This is a genomic window from Acinetobacter nectaris CIP 110549 (assembly GCF_000488215.1).
In the GTDB taxonomy this organism is placed as follows: Bacteria; Pseudomonadota; Gammaproteobacteria; order Pseudomonadales; family Moraxellaceae; genus Acinetobacter; species Acinetobacter nectaris.
In genome coordinates, this window is the sequence record NZ_KI530738.1 from 1 (window position 1) to 18,341 (window position 18,341).

19 protein-coding genes are annotated in these 18,341 nt (G+C 34.8%); 11 read left to right on the forward strand and 8 right to left on the reverse strand.

Annotated elements, in window-relative coordinates; genetic code table 11:
* Positions 1-202: 202 nt before the first annotated feature.
* The 3 genes from P256_RS12445 to P256_RS12455 form a co-directional block, all read right to left on the reverse strand.
* Positions 203-763 carry a peptidylprolyl isomerase gene (locus tag P256_RS12445; RefSeq protein WP_023274051.1) on the reverse strand — a complete coding sequence of 187 codons (561 nt, stop codon included), beginning with the start codon at positions 761-763 and terminating at the stop codon, positions 203-205.
* Positions 764-885: 122 nt separating this feature from the next.
* A complete protein-coding gene (locus tag P256_RS12450; protein ID WP_023274052.1) occupies positions 886-1,131 on the reverse strand; it encodes a hypothetical protein in 246 nt (81 codons plus the stop codon).
* Positions 1,132-1,476: 345 nt separating this feature from the next.
* Entirely contained in the window at positions 1,477-2,340 is an 864-nt protein-coding gene (locus P256_RS12455) for an MBL fold metallo-hydrolase (RefSeq protein WP_023274053.1), read from the reverse strand.
* 104 nt (positions 2,341-2,444) lie between these two features.
* Here P256_RS12455 and P256_RS12460 point away from each other — a divergent pair, with 104 nt between their 5' ends.
* The 5 genes from P256_RS12460 to P256_RS12480 all read left to right on the forward strand — a co-directional run bounded on the left by P256_RS12460 (position 2,445) and on the right by P256_RS12480 (position 7,444).
* Positions 2,445-3,347, forward strand: coding sequence for a LysR family transcriptional regulator (locus P256_RS12460; RefSeq protein ID WP_023274054.1), 903 nt, complete (start codon positions 2,445-2,447; stop codon positions 3,345-3,347).
* Positions 3,348-3,516: 169 nt separating this feature from the next.
* Positions 3,517-4,065: a nucleotide exchange factor GrpE gene (gene grpE, locus P256_RS12465; RefSeq protein ID WP_023274055.1), complete on the forward strand. Its 549-nt coding sequence runs from the start codon at positions 3,517-3,519 to the stop codon at positions 4,063-4,065.
* A gap of 121 nt (positions 4,066-4,186) precedes the next feature.
* On the forward strand, positions 4,187-6,133 hold the full coding sequence (gene dnaK / locus P256_RS12470; protein ID WP_023274056.1) for a molecular chaperone DnaK: 1,947 nt from the start codon (positions 4,187-4,189) through the stop codon (positions 6,131-6,133).
* A 99-nt stretch (positions 6,134-6,232) separates the two neighbouring features.
* A complete protein-coding gene (locus P256_RS12475; RefSeq protein WP_023274057.1) occupies positions 6,233-6,757 on the forward strand; it encodes an aromatic acid exporter family protein in 525 nt (174 codons plus the stop codon).
* Between the two features lie 294 nt (positions 6,758-7,051).
* Entirely contained in the window at positions 7,052-7,444 is a 393-nt protein-coding gene (locus P256_RS12480; RefSeq protein WP_023274058.1) for an NUDIX hydrolase, read from the forward strand.
* A 1-nt stretch (position 7,445) separates the two neighbouring features.
* Here the strand turns inward: P256_RS12480 and P256_RS12485 are convergent, their stop codons facing one another.
* From P256_RS12485 to P256_RS12505, 5 genes are all read right to left on the reverse strand, one after another.
* Complete coding sequence (locus P256_RS12485) at positions 7,446-8,777, reverse strand: lytic murein transglycosylase (protein ID WP_023274059.1); 1,332 nt, start codon at positions 8,775-8,777, stop codon at positions 7,446-7,448.
* Between the two features lie 201 nt (positions 8,778-8,978).
* Positions 8,979-10,100: a 5-(carboxyamino)imidazole ribonucleotide synthase gene (locus P256_RS12490; RefSeq protein WP_023274060.1), complete on the reverse strand. Its 1,122-nt coding sequence runs from the start codon at positions 10,098-10,100 to the stop codon at positions 8,979-8,981.
* A gap of 14 nt (positions 10,101-10,114) precedes the next feature.
* The gene (gene purE, locus P256_RS12495) at positions 10,115-10,627 is read right to left on the reverse strand and encodes a 5-(carboxyamino)imidazole ribonucleotide mutase (protein WP_023274061.1); all 513 of its coding nucleotides are present in this window, start codon (positions 10,625-10,627) and stop codon (positions 10,115-10,117) included.
* 156 nt (positions 10,628-10,783) lie between these two features.
* On the reverse strand, positions 10,784-11,257 hold the full coding sequence (locus tag P256_RS12500) for a BLUF domain-containing protein (RefSeq protein WP_023274062.1): 474 nt from the start codon (positions 11,255-11,257) through the stop codon (positions 10,784-10,786).
* A gap of 132 nt (positions 11,258-11,389) precedes the next feature.
* A complete protein-coding gene (locus P256_RS12505) occupies positions 11,390-11,803 on the reverse strand; it encodes a BLUF domain-containing protein (RefSeq protein WP_040332348.1) in 414 nt (137 codons plus the stop codon).
* Positions 11,804-12,016: 213 nt separating this feature from the next.
* Between P256_RS12505 and P256_RS12510 the strand changes: the two genes are divergently transcribed.
* From P256_RS12510 to guaD, 6 genes are all read left to right on the forward strand, one after another.
* Positions 12,017-12,271, forward strand: a complete 255-nt coding sequence (locus P256_RS12510; protein ID WP_023274064.1) for a hypothetical protein — start codon at positions 12,017-12,019, stop codon at positions 12,269-12,271.
* A 335-nt stretch (positions 12,272-12,606) separates the two neighbouring features.
* Complete coding sequence (locus P256_RS12515; RefSeq protein ID WP_023274065.1) at positions 12,607-12,882, forward strand: metal/formaldehyde-sensitive transcriptional repressor; 276 nt, start codon at positions 12,607-12,609, stop codon at positions 12,880-12,882.
* A gap of 14 nt (positions 12,883-12,896) precedes the next feature.
* Positions 12,897-14,015, forward strand: a complete 1,119-nt coding sequence (locus P256_RS12520) for an S-(hydroxymethyl)glutathione dehydrogenase/class III alcohol dehydrogenase (protein WP_023274066.1) — start codon at positions 12,897-12,899, stop codon at positions 14,013-14,015.
* A gap of 178 nt (positions 14,016-14,193) precedes the next feature.
* Positions 14,194-15,561, forward strand: coding sequence for a UDP-N-acetylmuramate:L-alanyl-gamma-D-glutamyl-meso-diaminopimelate ligase (gene mpl, locus P256_RS12525; RefSeq protein WP_023274067.1), 1,368 nt, complete (start codon positions 14,194-14,196; stop codon positions 15,559-15,561).
* A 272-nt stretch (positions 15,562-15,833) separates the two neighbouring features.
* On the forward strand, positions 15,834-16,805 hold the full coding sequence (locus P256_RS12530; protein ID WP_023274068.1) for a TerC family protein: 972 nt from the start codon (positions 15,834-15,836) through the stop codon (positions 16,803-16,805).
* A gap of 111 nt (positions 16,806-16,916) precedes the next feature.
* Positions 16,917-18,239 (forward strand): guanine deaminase, encoded by a 1,323-nt coding sequence (guaD, locus tag P256_RS12535; RefSeq protein WP_023274069.1) that lies wholly within the window; start codon positions 16,917-16,919, stop codon positions 18,237-18,239.
* The last annotated feature ends 102 nt before the right edge of the window (positions 18,240-18,341 follow it).

Below are 18,341 nucleotides of genomic sequence, written 5' to 3' on the forward strand. Positions count from 1 at the left end.
TAAACCAATCAACTAAGTTACTGTTTACTAAGAAGTTTCTTTCAACATCACCGCCGATGGATACGCATTATAGACCAATACATTCCAAACGCAACCCCTTAATCCAATTTATTTCTAATTTATCTATCAACAGAATAAAATACGTACGAAATACGTGAGTTTTTAATCAATTTGAATGATTTTACAGCAGAATAAAAAGGTTTTAGAGTTGTTTTTTATTTTCAACTTTTATACTTTCAATGAAAATAGGCTTTATAGGTACGTTTTGATACATACCTTTATCTGTTGTTTCTACTTTCGATATCTTATCTACGATATCCATTCCTTTTACCACTTTACCAAAGACAGCATAACCATCGTTGTACATACTTTTATTTAAGTTAGGATTATCTACTGTATTAATAAAAAATTGTGCCGTTGCAGAATCTGGATCACTGGTTCTTGCCATAGCCAATGTTCCTCGAACATTTGATAAACCATTATACGATTCATTCTTTATCGGTGCGGCTGTCTGTTTTTCACTAAAATTTTGTTCGAACCCACCGCCTTGAATCATAAAACCAGGAATAACTCGATGGAAGATTGTGTTCGCATAGAAGTTACTCTTTACATAATTTAAAAAATTCTTCGTTGATATTGGGGCTTGAGCATCATTTAGTTCAATTTCTATATTCCCCATAGAAGTTTTCATATCTACATATGTATTCGCAAAAGCTGTTCCACATGCAAGCGTAGATAAAAGTAGAAGAATTGATTTTTTCATATGTCATACCACAAACAATGCTTATTTAAGTCAATCTCTAACATGGTTTCACGTGAAACACAATTTTAAAAGGTTAAGGCTATATGTATGCATACATCATATAGCCTTAAATAACTTAAATTTTATTGAGCCATTGTTGTTGCTACATCTGATGCACCTGTAGATGATTGAGGTACTGTACTCTGAGATGATGCATCATTTGAAGCAACTGGTGCAGAGCTTACAGTTGCAGCATCGTTATTTTGTGTAGAAACAACAGATGATGCAGGCATCGTGTTTGTCGGTTCTTCTGCTTTTTGTGAAGCACATCCAACAGCAGATAATGCAAATCCAGCAACTGTTAAAGACATTAAAACTAATTTTTTCATAATCACTCGTTCCTAAAAGGAAAAAAATAAATACTCAACATCGGAGTTTTTGCATCATCTATATTTTTTTAAAGCTGTAATATTCTGAATATGATACTTTTTTAAAGTATTTCTTTACTTTAACGCATGTTTTGTTAATTTTTCTGAATGACTCTTTTTCTATATATAAGTATTAAATCTTTGCTATATCTATTATTTTTTATTTAATTATTATTTTATTGTTTATTTATTTATCAGTTTGAAATTTCATTTCAATCATAGAAAGACACAATCCACAAACAGAGTTATGTCTTTTTACATAGATAATCGCGAACTTTTTAGTTTTTTATATTTAATAATAAATATCTAAGGCCATTTCATTTCACCCTTAACAACTTTTGCACCTAGCTCCAAACTATTGACTTCATGTAGTTTAGGATAGATTGTTTTCATTTCAGCAATAAGCTCATTTGCATTCTTTGTCTTTTGTACTGCTTTTTCATATTGTTCTAAATATTGTATGGAAAAGTCGACCGCTGGCATATTTTCTACCGCACCACTTGCCATATGTGCAGGGATAACAATTTTAGGCATAAGTTCTTTAATATTTTGTAAAGTCATCAGCACTTCTTTTCGAGATGATGCTGTTGCTGTATCTGCCATCCATAAATGAATACCTGAAGATACAGGAATTCCACCAATGACAGCCTTAATACTTGGGATCCATAGATAAGTCAGCTCTTTTTTTCCCTGAATTTGGATATTTAGACCATCAAAATTAATTTCTTTCGCTGTATAGGGTTGAGGAATAATAATTTTACTAGGCGCATTTTCCCCCATTTGAGGAGACCAATATTTTTGTTTGAGTTGGTAGGTTTTTTCAATATGCTTTACAGTTTCAGGTGTTGCTATAATTTGTGCTTTAGGAAATATTTGTTTTAAGACATCTAAACCAAAGTAATAGTCTGGATCGCCATAGCTCACGAAAATAGTTTTAAGCTGTTTACCACTATCTAATATGTTAGCAGCAATACGCAATGCTTCAGATTTTGAAAATTGTGCATTTACAAGCATGACATCTTTATCTGTTTCAATGAGTGTTGATGTCACTCCAAAATGTTCAGGAGATGCAAGAAAAGGTTGTATTTTAATGTTTTCAGCATTTGCATACTGCGTTAGAAACACACTATTCAATAGTAAAGCCACTGATAATTTTTGTATTCCAGTCATTTTTTATATCTCATTTTATGAATATATTTATTTTAATCTTCTTATATGTACTTTAAAGCACTTCAATTAAGATAGTCTATTTCATATTAAGCAATAATTCTATTATGGATACGCTAAAGGCCATCCAAGTTTTTGTAACTATCCATCAATATGGAAGTTTTACAAAGGCTGCCGAACATCTGAATTACTCTAGAGCAATGGTTTCACGTTATTTAGAGCATCTTGAAACGACGTTTTCAACACGATTATTTCAGCGAAATACAAGAAAAATTTCGCTCACTCCCTCAGGAGAGAAAGCTTTAATTTATTGTGAAAATATATTACAGCAACAAAGCCTGCTATACAGCCTATCTGCACATGAACAACATCAAGGCATAATACGTATTTCTTGTAGCAGTTTTTTATTTCAAATAGGTGTTGATGAATGCATTGCTAAGTTTAGAGAGCACTTTCCTAAAGTAGAGTTTGATATTCAACTGAGTGAGTCTACAATTGATTTAATTGAAGACCGCGTAGATATTGCTTTTAGAATTGCTCAAAATATTGCAGATGGATTAATTGCAAGACCTGTCTATCCGATTCCATCAACTTTTTGTGCCAGCCCTCAATTTCTAGAAAAGATTGAAACCATTACAAGTCCAAATCAGCTAGCTCAGCATGATTGTATTGTTCACTATGCTCAATTGAGTACATGGACATTTATTAATAGCAATCAACAACCGCAGAACTATCCAATAAAAAGTACATTTAAAAGTAATGACGTATTGGCTTTATATAAAATGTGTCGCCAAGGGTGCGGTATATCTATGCTACCGACTTATGTTGTACAAAACGATTTAAAAAATGGTGATTTAAAAGTTGTACTACCTGAGTACACTGCACCAGACATTATGCTTTCTTTAGTGTATACATCACGCCATCACCTGCCTCTAATTTCACAAAAATTTATCGGATTTATTCAAGAAAATTTACCAAAGTTATTGGAAAAAGATAAATATACGATTTAATTTGCGAATTAATGTAATTTGCTTCTTGAATTTTAATAGCATGCCCATACCTCTTAGTTAATTATTTTACAAACTTCCATGGCAGTTCAGCATAATGCCTGTTCAAGACTGAACGGATGCCAACTAAGGACTGTACATGTTTGAAAAACTTTTTAAACGGAGATCATCAATGGCGAACGAGCAAAAAAACCAAGCTCAAGACAGTCAAGCTGAAGTAGAACAACATGAACAAGTTCAGGTTGAAGAAAATAATGAGCAAGCTGATGTGAGCGTAGAAGATTTACAAGCACAAATTACTAAACTCGAAGAAAGTTTAAAACTTGAAAAAGCACGAGCTGCAAACGCAATTTATGAATCAGAGAAAGTAAAAGAGCGTGTTGAACGTGAAGCAGATACTGCGAAAAAATTTGCTTTAGAAAAGTTTGCGAAAAGCTTACTTGAGTCTGTCGACAACCTTGAGCGTGCAATTCAAGCAACAAGCGAAGAAACAAGCCCTTTACTTGAAGGTGTAGAGCTAACGTTAAAATCACTCATTACAACGTTAGAAAAACATGAAATTGCGGCTGTAGATACTGCAAACGGCTTTAATGCTGAATTTCATCAAGCTGTAGGCATTGATCCTGAAGCAAAAGCTGGTGAGATCGGAAATGTTTTACAGAAAGGTTATACATTGTCAGGCCGTCTACTCCGCCCTGCAATGGTTACCGTTGGTCAATAATTAACTAATATTAGAGAGTTTTTTTAATTTTTTTAATTTTTTTGCTTGAAAAAATTAGATTCACTCTCATATCGAATAACAAGCGAAAACATTGCAAAATAATTTTTAGAGGACACATACAATGGCTAAGATTATTGGTATTGACTTAGGTACTACCAACTCATGTGTTGCAGTACTTGAAGGCGAAAAAGTAAAAGTAATTGATAACGCTGAAGGCGCACGCACAACGCCATCGATCATTGCATACAAAGATGGTGAAACACTTGTAGGTCAAAGTGCAAAACGCCAAGCAGTAACTAACCCAAAAAATACTTTATACGCAATCAAGCGTTTGATTGGTCGCCGTTATGAAGATTCTGCTGTACAAAAAGATATTGGTCTTGTGCCATACAAAATTGTAAAAGCAGACAATGGCGATGCTTGGGTTGAAGTAAACGATAAAAAACTTGCACCACAACAAGTTTCAGCAGAAATTTTGAAAAAAATGAAAAAAACTGCTGAAGACTATTTAGGTGAAGCAGTTACAGAAGCTGTTATTACAGTACCTGCATACTTTAACGATGCACAACGTCAAGCAACGAAAGATGCTGGTAAAATTGCTGGTCTAGATGTAAAACGTATCATTAACGAGCCAACTGCTGCTGCACTTGCATTCGGTATGGACAAAAAAGAAGGTGATCGTAAAGTTGCTGTATACGATTTAGGTGGTGGTACATTTGACGTATCTATCATTGAAATTGCTGACTTAGATGGCGACCAACAAATTGAAGTATTATCTACGAACGGTGATACATTCTTAGGTGGTGAAGACTTCGATACAGCATTAATTGACTACTTAGTTGAAGAGTTCAAGAAAGAGCAAGACGTCAATCTGAAAAATGATCCTCTTGCACTACAACGTTTAAAAGAAGCGGCTGAAAAAGCAAAAATTGAACTTTCATCTTCAAATGGTACTGAAATTAACCTTCCGTACATCACTGCAGATGCAAGTGGCCCTAAACACTTAGTACTTAACGTAACACGTGCAAAACTTGAAGCACTTGTTGCTGACCTTGTTGAACGTACACTTGAGCCTTGCCGTATTGCACTAAAAGATGCTGGTCTTTCAAACAGTGAAATTTCAGACGTTATTTTAGTTGGTGGTCAAACACGTATGCCACTTGTACAACAAAAAGTACAAGATTTCTTTGGTAAAGAGCCACGTAAAGATGTTAACCCAGATGAAGCAGTAGCAATGGGTGCTGCAATTCAAGGTGCAGTACTTTCTGGTGACAAAAATGACGTTCTACTTCTTGACGTAACACCTTTAACACTTGGTATTGAAACAATGGGTGGTGTACTTACACCAATCATTGAAAAGAACACAACGATTCCTTCTAAGAAATCTCAAGTGTTCTCTACAGCAGCAGATAACCAACCTGCGGTTGATATTGCTGTTTACCAAGGTGAGCGTAAAATGGCTCAACAAAACAAACTGTTGGGTAACTTCCAATTAGGTGATATTCCACCTGCGCCACGTGGTGTACCACAAATTGAAGTGTCTTTCGACATCAATGCTGATGGTATCTTAAAAGTATCTGCAAAAGATAAGAGCACTGGTAAAGAACAGTCTATTCAGATTAAAGCAAACTCTGGTTTATCTGATGAAGAAGTAGAAGCAATGATCAGAGATGCTGAGGCGAATGCTGAAGAAGATCGTAAATTCGAAGATCTTGCAAAAGCACGTAACGAAGCAGATGCTTTAATTTCTAGTGCAAACAAAGCTGTAAAAGACTTAGGTGATAAAGTTACCGAAGACGAAAAAACTGCTGTAAATACTGCTGTTTCTGAACTTGAAGCAGTCACTAAAGAAAATGATGCTGAAGCGATCAAAACAAAAACTGAAAGCTTACAAAACATTTTAATGCCAATCACTCAACGTGCTTATGAGCAATCTCAAGGCGCTGAAGGTGGTGCACAAGGATTTGATCCAAATGCATTTAACCAAGAAGGTGCGGCTCATCAGAAGAAAGCTGATGATGGTGTTGTAGATGCTGAATTTAAAGAAGTAAAAGATGATAAGAAATAATATTTCTTAAAGTCAAAAAACCGTGCAATATGCACGGTTTTTTTATAGCTAAATTAGGTAAACTATCTACTTAAATAACAATAGCTTTAAATATTTAATATGACTTTCACCGAAGAACAAAAAGAAAAAATCTTATATATTCTAAAAATTCTTGCATGTGCAATGATTGTTACTCTATTAGCTATATGTATAGATAAAGATCATGTCTCTAATTTCTTCTTATGGAGCTCATTAACTGCTTTTTTTACTATTCAATATGATGCCAATAGTCCTGTAAACTTTAATCAGGTTACTGGCAATTTAATTGGCTCTAGTATTGGGGTAATTATTTGGCTACTTGTTTCACAACTTTCTAAAGAACATACATATATTAATATTGAGTATTTACTACTTATTGTTGGTATTGTACTCACAACAGTCACATGTATTCTCCTAAAACATGCAGAATATTGTGGTATTGCTCTATCAGGATTACTCATTGTTACTGTGTATGATGTTTCACACAATACATTTCATGGTGCATTATTACGTATTCTTTTCTGTGCCGTTGGATGTTTAATTGCATATATTATAGATATGGCAAGTCGTAGAATAGTTAAAAATCATATAGATAAAGAAGCATAATATTTTATATATTTTAAAATAAGATAAACCTCTCTATTTTCATAGAGAGGTTTATCTGCCCACCCTCTGTTGTATATTTATGTTTATATTTATTCTTTGTTTATTTTTTGTTGGGCAAATACAGAATATGTAATTCATCAAAAATATTCTGTAATCTTTTTCCTACATTTGTACAAATATTAACTAGTGTTGAATTAAATTTATGATTTTATTTAACATTTTAATTGTTAACTTAAGTAATTCAATTATTAAAGATCGTTAATATATAATTACTGCATAAATAAGGTATTTGAAATGAAAGAAAATCTCTTAATAACTGTAGCAGCTGCTGTTATTACTAATAATCAAGGACAACTATTATTAGTTCGTAAAAAAAATACTGATTTCTATATGCAAGTCGGTGGAAAATTAGAGCCTAATGAGCCACCTGAAACTACAATTATTCGAGAGATTAAAGAAGAAATTGGTGTAGAAGGAAGTATTATAAAATACTTAGGTGAGTTTGATACCCAAGCTGCAAATGAAACGGGTTATCTATTAAAGGCTTATTTATATGAAGTTAAAATTTTAGGAAACCCTGTGGCTTGTGCAGAAATCGAAGATTTAGTTTGGTTTGATCCAAAGCAACATGCCACAGTACCTATTGCACCACTTACAGCACAATATGTTATTCCATTAATAAAATAAATTAAGTTCCTGAATCTAATAATTGACTGGCTTGCAGACTACGAATCTTTTTCAGAAATATTTGTCCTGCCCGAGCAGTTGGTGTTAGACCTAATTTTTGTTGTTCTTGCTGAATTGCTTGGCGGGTTTTATCCCCAATTAAACCATCAGGTTCACCAATTTCATATCCTTTAGAAATTAAATAACTTTGTATTTCTCTACGCTCTGCTCTTGAAGTTCCAGGGTCATCTGTTGGCCATGCTGCCATAATTGGAGGTGCACCTTTCAAACGATCTGATAAATATGCAATTGCTAAAGCATAGCTTTCTGCTGCATTATAACTATATATCGCATCAAAATTTCTGAAGACTAAAAACTTAGGACCATTTTGACCTGCAGGCATAAATAAACCTGCCATAGTTGCATCTGTAACATTGCCTTGTACAAGAGTGCTACCGTCCGCACGTACTACCCCTTGTGATACCCACACAGATAATGGCTTTTTATTTCTTCTTCCTTCATTATTAAAAACAAAATTTTGGGGTACATCTACTTCAAAACCCCATGGCATACCTACTTGCCATCCCGATTGTTTTAAAAAGTTTGCTGTAGATGCTAAGGCATCGGGTGTATCAGAAACGAGATCTCTACGTCCATCGCCATCGAAATCTACAGCAAGCTTTTCATAAGTAGATGGCATAAACTGAGTCTGACCAAATGCACCTGCCCACGAACCTGTTAATTGATTTTCTGTTAAATCACCACGTTGTAGAATCCGAATAGCTGCAAAAAACTCTCCACGGAAATATGATTGTCTTCTACCTTCACAGCTTAGTGTTCCTAACGACTGGAGTAGCGGATATTTTCCTATGATATTGCCAAAATTACTTTCAACACCCCAAACGGCAACAACCACTTCAGGTGGTACACCATAAATCATCTGCACACGATCTAAGGTTGATTGATATTGTTTTAATTTTTCTTGACCTAATGTAATGCGTTCTTGGTCAACCAATCCTGATAGATAATCCCAAATTGGAGTTGAAAATTCAGGTTGATAATTTAGCTTATCTAAAATGGAATAATCAGGCGTGATTCCCTGTGTATATCTATCATATACATCTGACTGAATACCTGTATTAATAGCCAACGGCTTTAATTGTGCTAAACACTGCTTGAATTTAAGGTTTAAATTTAAATTCTCTGTATTGTTGCTTTCATTTTGTATATTTGAATTTAAAACAGGTGCTAATGTTGGCTGTGGATTCATTCCTGACTGAATAATAAGATCAGCATGTGAATTAATAGAGAGTACAGCAAGTGGTAACATCAATAAATTTAAAGATTTTTTCATCCCTAAAATTCCTAATTTTTTGAATTTAATTTTTTTATAAAATAACAGATATTCTAAAAAATCTAATTATAAAAATGGTAACTTTGAATTTAAAAAGAGATATCCACAGATTTACCCAAAGCTAAACACGTACTTTAAATTCAAATCTATTTTTCCATATAAAAAAAGCGGCTATATAAGCCGCTTTTTTTAGTATAAAAATTAAATTGTCATATCTTCTGTAAGCGCCAATGGCTCAGGTAAGATTTTCGCTAACTTTTGGCATAAAGTTGTTAATTGTGTAGGGTCTTTAGGCATTAATGTAATATGACCTAATTTTCTTCCTGCACGTTCAGACTTATTATATAAGTGAAGATGTACACCTTCTAAAGACAAAACATCAGCAATATTAGGGTGTTTACCAATAATATTGATCATTACAGTTGGAGAAATAAACGCCGTTGACCCTAATGGTAATCCAGCAACTGCACGTATATGATTTTCAAACTGTGAACAAATAGCACCTTCAATAGACCAATGTCCTGAGTTATGTACCCTTGGTGCCATTTCATTTGCATATAGACCTTGAGGTGTGACAAATAGTTCTAAAGTTAGCACACCAACATAATCTAAATGATTAAGTAGTCTTGTAATATATTCTTGTGCAATCGGTTGCAAATCATCGCTATTTGGAGCAGGAACAATAGAATGAGAAAGAATACCTTGATGATGATGGTTTTCAGCCAATGGCCAAGTTTTTACATCGCCATCCTGCCCTCTTACCGCAATAATTGAAACTTCTCTAGAAAATTCGACAAAGCTCTCTGCAATAAGATGTTTAGCATCTCCTAACTCATCCCATGCTTGTAATATTTGATCTTCTGAACGAAGAACAAATTGTCCTTTTCCATCATATCCACCCATTGCTGTTTTAAGTACAATCGGAAGACCCAACTTATCTACAGCACTGTGTATATCTTCTAAGTTATCCACAGCCAAGAAAGGTGCAACAGGAATATCTAATCGTTTAAATAGATTTTTTTCAGATAATCTATTTTGTGCAATTGCCAATGCTGTACGAGGAGGATGAATATTCTTTTCATCTGCCAGTAATGTATCTACTTCATTTAAAGGCGTATTTTCAAACTCTAAGCTAAATACGTCTGCACTTTGAATAAAGCTTTTTAAGCAATTATCTTTACTAGAAAAGATAGGACCTAATGCTGCCGATGGACAATCAGTATTTGCTTCATAGAATACACACTGAATATTTAGTGGCAAAGCTGCCTGAGCCATCATACGACCAAGCTGACCACCCCCAAAAATACCAATGGTTTTATCCATACTTTAGCCCCTAATTAGATATTTCCAGGAATATTGTTACTTGCAACTTTATCAGTTTGTGCACTACGAAATTGTGCAACATTATTTGCAATTTGAGGCTGAGATAACCCGATAATTTGTGCTGCCATGATTGCTGCATTTGTTGCACCAGCAGGTCCAATAGCAAGTGTACCTACAGCAATACCCGCAGGCATTTGAACAATTGAAAGTAACGAATCTACACCATTTAAAATAGAAGATTTAACAGGTACACCAAGTACAGGTAAATCTGTTTTTGCCGCACACATACCTGGTAAGTGTGCTGCGCCACCTGCACCTGCAATAATGACTTGAATACCACGTTCACGTGCAGTTTCAGCATATTCAAACAAACGATCTGGTGTACGATGAGCTGAAACAACTTCAGCTTCGAAAGGTACGCCAAGTTGTTCAAGCATTTTTGCAGTATGCTCAAGCGTTGCCCAATCAGATTGGGATCCCATAATAATTCCAACTAATGGTGTAGCTTCAACTTTAGCCATGTTCATTCAAAATTCCAAGCATAAGGGAGGGTTGGTAATTACTCATTACAAGCAATGATCAAGATACTTTAAGTATAACTGTTTTTTCTAGAGTGCCCAACTGTTCTATCTCTTAGCAATAGAATGCATATACTTTTTGATCTTTTATTATGAATTATTATTTTAATAAAAGCTTTTTCCTCGGTTTTTATACCCCTTGGCAAGCTTATTTATACTTTCATTTGAAATTTCACTAAATATTATATTTACTAATTTATCTATATTTTTATCATTAAGTAATAATGGACAAAATAATTGATGACCTATTTTATTAAAAAACTTAATGATATCTGATTCTTTATGTACATACTTCATCGACCATGTTTGATAATGTAGACTTTCGATAGATATATTCTGATATACCTTTATATCAATAAGTTTTCCACTTGCATGTAAATAGGATAATAGTTTATGAACAGTTTCTTTTTTTCCTTCTAAACAGTGAAAAAAAGATTGATTTGCATAATAAAAAACACCACAAATTTGATATTTATGGCTATATCTCGATATTGTTTCATGTATAAACTTTAATTTTTCAATTAAAGTTTCATTATCTTGGCTATCAATAAGGCCAAAATAGCAGTATCGCACTTTCATATTTTCACCTGATTTAATTCGCCATTATCCTATTTTCTTCCTAAACCCATTATTGCCTAAATAAGACATTATAGGCTTTCTTTTACATCTTTTTTTAGATCATAAAAACACCATAAAATGCTATTCATTAAGTTACTCAGCAAGTACAAGCTCATCCAAAAAATCAGGAAGATTACTTTCATTTAGTCCTAGAGACATCAGAGTTTTTTCACCTCGATTCTTGAAAAAAAGCTCAACACGTGAGTTCTTTTGCACATATTTCATAGACCAGCCACTAAATCTACGCTCATAAATTAGATTTGTACCAAAGTAGTGTACATAGTGATGGCGAGGATCAACAGCAATATGATCAAATAAATCTTCAATTACTCTTTCCAAACCTTCAATATATTGAAAAAATCTGCCTTCCGAATAGTATAAAACACCTGTAATATTATGTTTTTTATTAAATTTTTTTGCAACTTCTAATATATCATGAATCTCATCTAATAAATTTTCATGACTTCCTCTGCGTACACTGCAATAACATAAAGCATGTAATTTCACACGACTTACCCCCTTTACAAAATACCACTTCTTAGTATGAAACATATTCATAAAACATGAAAGATAAAATTAAAAAAGAATAAAAAACAATCAAATCTTGTAAGCATTTACTTACATATTTTTATTTTTTTAACAAATATAATAGGATAAGATCAGAAAAATATATTTGAAGCGATTAATATTTTAGTTAGGCTACTTCAGATTAGGCAAACGATGAATAATTTATATATAACACTAGTTTCAGATGATATGCATGTTCTGCATTTACAAAAAATTGAAGACATTACCAAGAGAAATCATCAAGTCTCTACACATACGCTATGGATGGATATTAATGATGCTACACTCATTGATTTTTCAATCTACTCTGCACTAGCGAATGTAAAACAAGGTGATCTACTCACATTAAAGGATAAAGAATATCGTGTAAGTCAAATTTCTAGTATTAGTCCTTTAGAAGCTAGTTAGTCTTAACCGTATGTTAGTTATCAGAAACATTAAAGAAGGATCAGTCATTCACACCTCATAATGTTATTTATAAGCAATTTTTTATTCTTTAAATAGACATAATTTATATTTAAAGATGAACCATCATATAATATTCTCTTATTTTTTATTCGATAAATAACACTTTAAAATTAAAAATAATTACTAAAATATTTAACAATACTCTTTGATAAGAATATATGAAGCATAAGAACTACTTAAATAGTATTTTTGAAATTCCTTTATAAGAAACAAAAAGTAAATACTTCTATAACTATACTAGGGTATAGTATAAAAAAATCTGATACTTTTAGACCATGCCAAAGCAAATTGAAGATCAAAAGAAAATTCTTTTACGTGTTCGAAAAATTAGTGGACAAGTTCAAGCCATTGAACGTGCGCTCATTGAACAAAAAAATTGCGATGCAATTTTACAGCAAATCTGTGCAGCACGTGGTGCAATGAATGGGCTAATGCATGAGTTATTAGAAGTACATTTAAAAGATACACTTGTAGTAAACCAATCAAGTGAGCAAGAGCGAAGTGAAGAACTTCAAAATATCAGCAAAATTTTAAAGTCATATCTAAAGTAATAGGAAGAGTTAAAATGAAATCTCGTGCTGCTGTTGCATTTGGACCAGGTGAACCATTAAAAATTGTAGAAGTTGATGTTGCTCCACCTCAAAAAGGTGAGGTACTCGTTAAAATTAGTCATACAGGTGTTTGCCATACCGATGCATTCACACTTTCAGGAGATGACCCAGAAGGCGTATTTCCTGCAATTTTAGGTCATGAAGGTGCAGGTGTTGTCGTTGAAGTTGGTGAGGGTGTCACTAGCTTACAAGCTGGCGACCATGTCATTCCATTATATACGGCAGAATGTAAAGAATGTCTGTTCTGTAAATCAAGAAAAACGAATCTATGTACTTCTGTAAGAGCAACTCAAGGCAAAGGTGTTATGCCAGATGGTACAACACGCTTTTCTTATGAAGGTAAACCTATTTACCACTACATGGGCTGTTCTACATTTAGTGAGTATACGGTTGTTGCTGAAGTATCGCTTGCAAAAATTAACCCAGAAGCAAACCATGAACAAGTTTGTCTTTTAGGATGCGGTGTAACTACAGGCATTGGTGCAGTTCATAATACTGCCAAAGTACAAGAAGGTGATAGTGTTGCTGTCTTTGGTTTAGGTGGTATTGGTCTTGCTGTTGTACAAGGTGCACGTCAGGCTAAAGCAGGTCGAATTATTGTTATTGATACTAACCCTGAAAAATTCAAACTTGCAGAAGAATTTGGTGCAACAGACTTTCTCAATCCAAAAGATTTTGATCAACCCATTCAGCAAGTGATTGTTGAAATGACAGGGTGGGGGGTAGATCACTCTTTTGAATGTATTGGTAATGTGAATGTCATGCGTTCAGCACTTGAATCTGCTCACCGTGGTTGGGGACAGTCAGTCATTATTGGGGTTGCAGGTGCAGGGCAGGAAATCTCAACCCGTCCATTCCAACTCGTAACAGGCAGAACTTGGAAAGGAACTGCTTTCGGTGGTGTTAAAGGTCGCAGCCAATTGCCTACTATGGTTGAAGATGCAATGAAAGGTGATATTCAACTTGAACCATTTGTGACACACACCATGCCACTTGAACAAATTAATGATGCCTTTGAGTTAATGCATACAGGTCAATCTATTCGTACCGTGATCCATTACCAAGCAAAATAATAAATCGTCTTGCAACTGCTACACGACACCGTTGTAGTGGTTGCTATTTCAGCTTTTCTTCACCAATTATAACTATCTTTTCTATAATAGCCTTGCTATGGTTTCTTCAATTAAGATCAGCACCTTACTCATGTTCACATCAGAAAAGAACAGAGTAAAATTTGGAGAAAATTAAATCATGCACCTGCATATTTTAGGTATTTGTGGCACATTCATGGGTTCTTTGGCACTGCTTGCACGAGATCTAGGGCATAAAGTGACAGGGTCAGATCAAAATGTTTATCCTCCGATGTCCACACAGCTTGAGAATGCAGGTATTGAACTCATGCAAGGTTATCATCGTGAGCATTTAGACCCAAGACCTGATTTAGTGATTGTCGGTAATGCCATGGTTCGGGGTATTGATGCTGTTGAATATATGCTAAATGAAGGTATTCCATATACATCAGGCCCTCAGTTTTTAGCAGAACATGTATTACAAGGTAAACATGTATTGGCTGTTGCAGGAACGCATGGAAAAACAACGACAACAACCATGCTTGCATGGGTGCTTGAACAAGCAGGTTTAAATCCTGGATTTCTTATTGGTGGTGTCCCTCTCGGTTTTAGCCACAGCGCACGTTTAGGAGGTGGGCAATACTTTGTTGTTGAAGCAGATGAATATGATTCTGCTTTTTTCGATAAACGCTCTAAATTTGTTCACTACCACCCTAAAACAGCAATTTTAAATAACTTAGAATTTGACCATGCAGATATCTTTGATGATCTTGCTGCCATTCAAAAACAATTCCACCACCTTGTACGCACTATTCCAAGTGAAGGAAAAATTATTGCACCGATTACCGAATCAAATATTGATGACGTACTTAAAAAAGGTTGTTGGACACCTGTGACAAGAACGGCGCTCTCACCAAATAATGATGCTGAAATATATGCAGAGCTCATTGAAGCAGATGGCTCCCATTTCTATGTATATCAGAACCAAGAAAAAGTTGGTGAAGTACATTGGACGATGACTGGGCAACACAGTGTTGCAAATGCCTTGGCATCAATTGCTGCTGCAAAACATGTAGGTATTCGTATTGAACAAGCATGTGAAGCATTATCTAACTTTGGTGGTGTAAAGCGTCGTATGGAGCTCTTAGATACCATTAATGGCATTGAAGTTTATGATGACTTTGCACATCATCCAACAGCAATTGCAACCACACTTGATGGTGCACGTAAAAGACTAGGTAAACGCCGCTTATGGGCAGTGATCGAACCGCGTTCAAATACAATGCGTATGGGGGCTCATAAACAAAACCTTGCTCATGCAACAGAACTCGCAGATGATGTCATTTGGTATCAGCCTGAAGGACTCAACTGGGATTTACAGCCAATTGTAGATGCATCTAAAAATAAATCATATGTGAGTCATTCACTCGATGAAATTATTCAACATGTAGTACAAGATGCTCATGAAGGAGACGCCGTTATTATTATGTCAAATGGTGGTTTTGGTGGCTTACATCAGAAGCTGATTACAGCCTTAAAAAATCAATAATATTTGCTTTTCATTCGACAATATGACAAAATATTTCTATTGAATGTATACGATTCAAATAGAATTGAACAAGGGGAGTAGCCTCTTCCAAGCTTAGTCAATGACTAAGTGTCAGGTATCGTCATTACGCTTTGTCAAAACAAAGTCGGTATCTGAGCACTGTAAATATACAGTGTAGGCAAGACCTTGATCATGTTGTCTCAGAAGATAAAAAATCATCTGGCAACTGGTCAAGGTTTTTTTGTGGCCAAATGCAAGATGAAGGAGTAAAAATGGACTCTATCGGAAACGTTTGGCTATACGGGGTATTCTTTTGCCTTGTCGCTGTCATGTTACTTGTCGACTTTTTAAGTTTTAAACAAAAAGATACTACCAATGAATCACAAGGTGTTTCATTAAAAGAAGCAGGAATTTGGAGTGCTGCATGGGTTACTGTGGCATTGCTTTTTGCAGGTGGACTTTGGGCTTATCTACAAAATACCGTTGGTACAGAAGTTGCGAACCAAAAAACATTAGAATACATCACAGGTTATCTCCTTGAGAAATCTCTCGCGATTGATAATGTTTTTGTTTGGCTCATGATTTTTTCTGCTTTTGCTATTCCACCTATTTTACAACGCCGTGTACTGCTCTATGGTGTACTTGGAGCAATCGTTTTAAGAACCATCTTTATTTTTATTGGTGCATGGCTCATTCAAGAATTCTCATGGATTCTTTATATCTTCGGTGCGTTCCTCGTCTATACAGGTTATAAGTTCTTAAAAGGACAAGATGAAGACCCTGATATTGAGGACATGAAACTTCTCAAATGGTTAAGAAAAAAATTACCCATTACTCCGACATTACGTGAAGACAAATTTACGATTCGTGAAAAAGGTAAATTATTTGTTACACCGTTACTGATTGTACTTATTCTTGTAGAAGTATCTGACGTTATTTTTGCAGTTGACTCAATCCCTGCAATTTTTGCAGTGACAAGTGATCCATTTATTGTGCTCAGTGCAAACCTCATGGCAATTTTAGGATTACGTGCAATGTTTTTCCTCTTGGCAGGTGCTGCACAAAAGATGCATTATCTACCTTATGGTCTTGGCGTCATTCTGATATTCATTGGCTTTAAAATGCTGATGTTAATGTTTAACTTCCATATTCCAATTTGGTTATCTTTAGGTGTAATTGCTGTTGTCTTAATCATTACAACGATTCTTTCATTACGTTATGACAAAAAGCAAAAAACACCATAGCAATCTTATAAAAAGCATGCCTCTCGCATGCTTTTTTTATCTTTTTTTCCCATCTATCTATTATAAAAATACGTTACAATCTATTGAAAAAACAATATAGATGAGCGGCAAATGTCTTTTACAACTTCTCCACAACCTTCTGCGATTCGCGGTAACTTTTTAGATATTACCCATACAGTCAGCCAAGCAAGTGATATTAAAAATCATATTCGTTATATCGAAGATGGATTACTCATCATATCAGAAGGAAAAATTACATGGTTCGGTTCATGGGAAGATGGACAAGCGCACTTATCTAAAAATATTCAAGTTCAACATTATCCAGATCAGCTGATTGTTCCCGGATTTATTGATACACATATTCACTATCCACAAACTGAAATGGTAGGTGCATACGGCGAACAACTTTTAAGTTGGCTCAATACCTATACATTTCCAACAGAACTAAAATTTAAAGATAAAGCATATGCAGACAAGATTGCTGCTTTCTTTGTTCAAGAACTCCTAAAGAATGGAACAACTACAGCATTAGTGTTTGGCACAGTACATCCTCAATCTATAGATGCACTTTTTGAAGCAGCAGAAAAAGTAGATATGCGCCTCATTGCAGGAAAAGTGATGATGGATCGTCATGCACCTGAAGACCTTTGCGATACTGCTGAACAAGCTTATCAAGATAGTAAAACACTCATTGAAAAATGGCATGGTAAGGGCAGAGCACTTTATGCAATTACACCAAGATTTGCACCGACATCTACCCCCGAACAACTTACAAAGGCAGGACAGTTAAAACAAGAATTTCCTGATGTATACGTGCATACACACCTAAGTGAAAATAAAGATGAAATTGCATGGGTTAAATTACTTTTTCCTGAAAGAAAAAACTACCTAGATGTCTATGATCATTACGGGCTTACAGGTAGCCGCTCTGTATTCGCACATTGCGTGCACCTTGAAGAAGATGAATGGCAGTGTATGCATAAAACAGATTCCGCAATTGCATTCTGTCCAACGTCTAACTTATTTTTAGGCAGTGGCTTATTTTCTTTAAAACAAGCTTGGAATAAACAAGTTAAGGTAGGACTTGGCACAGACATTGGTGCGGGAACTTCATTTTCACAATTACAAACACTCAATGAAGCGTATAAAGTACAACAGCTTCAAGGTGACAAACTTTCTGCATTTGAGTCGCTATATCACGCGACTCTCGGTGGGGCAAAATCACTACATTTAGATGATAAATTAGGCAACTTCAATATTGGTAAAGAAGCAGACTGTGTTGTCATTAACCTCAATGCAACTGCTTTACAAGCACTTAGACAGTCTCAAGCAAAAGATATTGAAGACCGTTTATTTGCACTCTTTACTATGGGTGATGACCGTAATATTCATACTACTTATGTTTATGGTCAAGTGGCGTATCAGCAGAAATAAAGTTAAATAAACATACTTATAAAAATCTGAAGATGCATCTTGTGACCTTTTGCATTAAACTAACGGCAGTTTTTGAGGTGTTGCAACGCAACACCTTTTTTA

Excerpts from the sequence above, each read along its gene's own strand:
- mpl (WP_023274067.1), top strand. The coding sequence starts at position 14,194 with ATGCACCTGCATATTTTAGGTATTTGTGGCACATTCATGGGTTCTTTG.
- grpE (WP_023274055.1), top strand. The coding sequence starts at position 3,517 with ATGGCGAACGAGCAAAAAAACCAAGCTCAAGACAGTCAAGCTGAAGTA.
- guaD (WP_023274069.1), top strand. The coding sequence starts at position 16,917 with ATGTCTTTTACAACTTCTCCACAACCTTCTGCGATTCGCGGTAACTTT.
- P256_RS12520 (WP_023274066.1), top strand. The coding sequence starts at position 12,897 with ATGAAATCTCGTGCTGCTGTTGCATTTGGACCAGGTGAACCATTAAAA.
- P256_RS12460 (WP_023274054.1), top strand. The coding sequence starts at position 2,445 with ATGGATACGCTAAAGGCCATCCAAGTTTTTGTAACTATCCATCAATAT.
- P256_RS12490 (WP_023274060.1), bottom strand. The coding sequence starts at position 10,100 with ATGGATAAAACCATTGGTATTTTTGGGGGTGGTCAGCTTGGTCGTATG.
- dnaK (WP_023274056.1), top strand. The coding sequence starts at position 4,187 with ATGGCTAAGATTATTGGTATTGACTTAGGTACTACCAACTCATGTGTT.
- P256_RS12445 (WP_023274051.1), bottom strand. The coding sequence starts at position 763 with ATGAAAAAATCAATTCTTCTACTTTTATCTACGCTTGCATGTGGAACA.
- P256_RS12485 (WP_023274059.1), bottom strand. The coding sequence starts at position 8,777 with ATGAAAAAATCTTTAAATTTATTGATGTTACCACTTGCTGTACTCTCT.
- P256_RS12450 (WP_023274052.1), bottom strand. The coding sequence starts at position 1,131 with ATGAAAAAATTAGTTTTAATGTCTTTAACAGTTGCTGGATTTGCATTA.
- P256_RS12510 (WP_023274064.1), top strand. The coding sequence starts at position 12,017 with ATGAATAATTTATATATAACACTAGTTTCAGATGATATGCATGTTCTG.
- purE (WP_023274061.1), bottom strand. The coding sequence starts at position 10,627 with ATGAACATGGCTAAAGTTGAAGCTACACCATTAGTTGGAATTATTATG.
- P256_RS12480 (WP_023274058.1), top strand. The coding sequence starts at position 7,052 with ATGAAAGAAAATCTCTTAATAACTGTAGCAGCTGCTGTTATTACTAAT.
- P256_RS12500 (WP_023274062.1), bottom strand. The coding sequence starts at position 11,257 with ATGAAAGTGCGATACTGCTATTTTGGCCTTATTGATAGCCAAGATAAT.
- P256_RS12530 (WP_023274068.1), top strand. The coding sequence starts at position 15,834 with ATGGACTCTATCGGAAACGTTTGGCTATACGGGGTATTCTTTTGCCTT.
- P256_RS12475 (WP_023274057.1), top strand. The coding sequence starts at position 6,233 with ATGACTTTCACCGAAGAACAAAAAGAAAAAATCTTATATATTCTAAAA.
- P256_RS12515 (WP_023274065.1), top strand. The coding sequence starts at position 12,607 with ATGCCAAAGCAAATTGAAGATCAAAAGAAAATTCTTTTACGTGTTCGA.
- P256_RS12455 (WP_023274053.1), bottom strand. The coding sequence starts at position 2,340 with ATGACTGGAATACAAAAATTATCAGTGGCTTTACTATTGAATAGTGTG.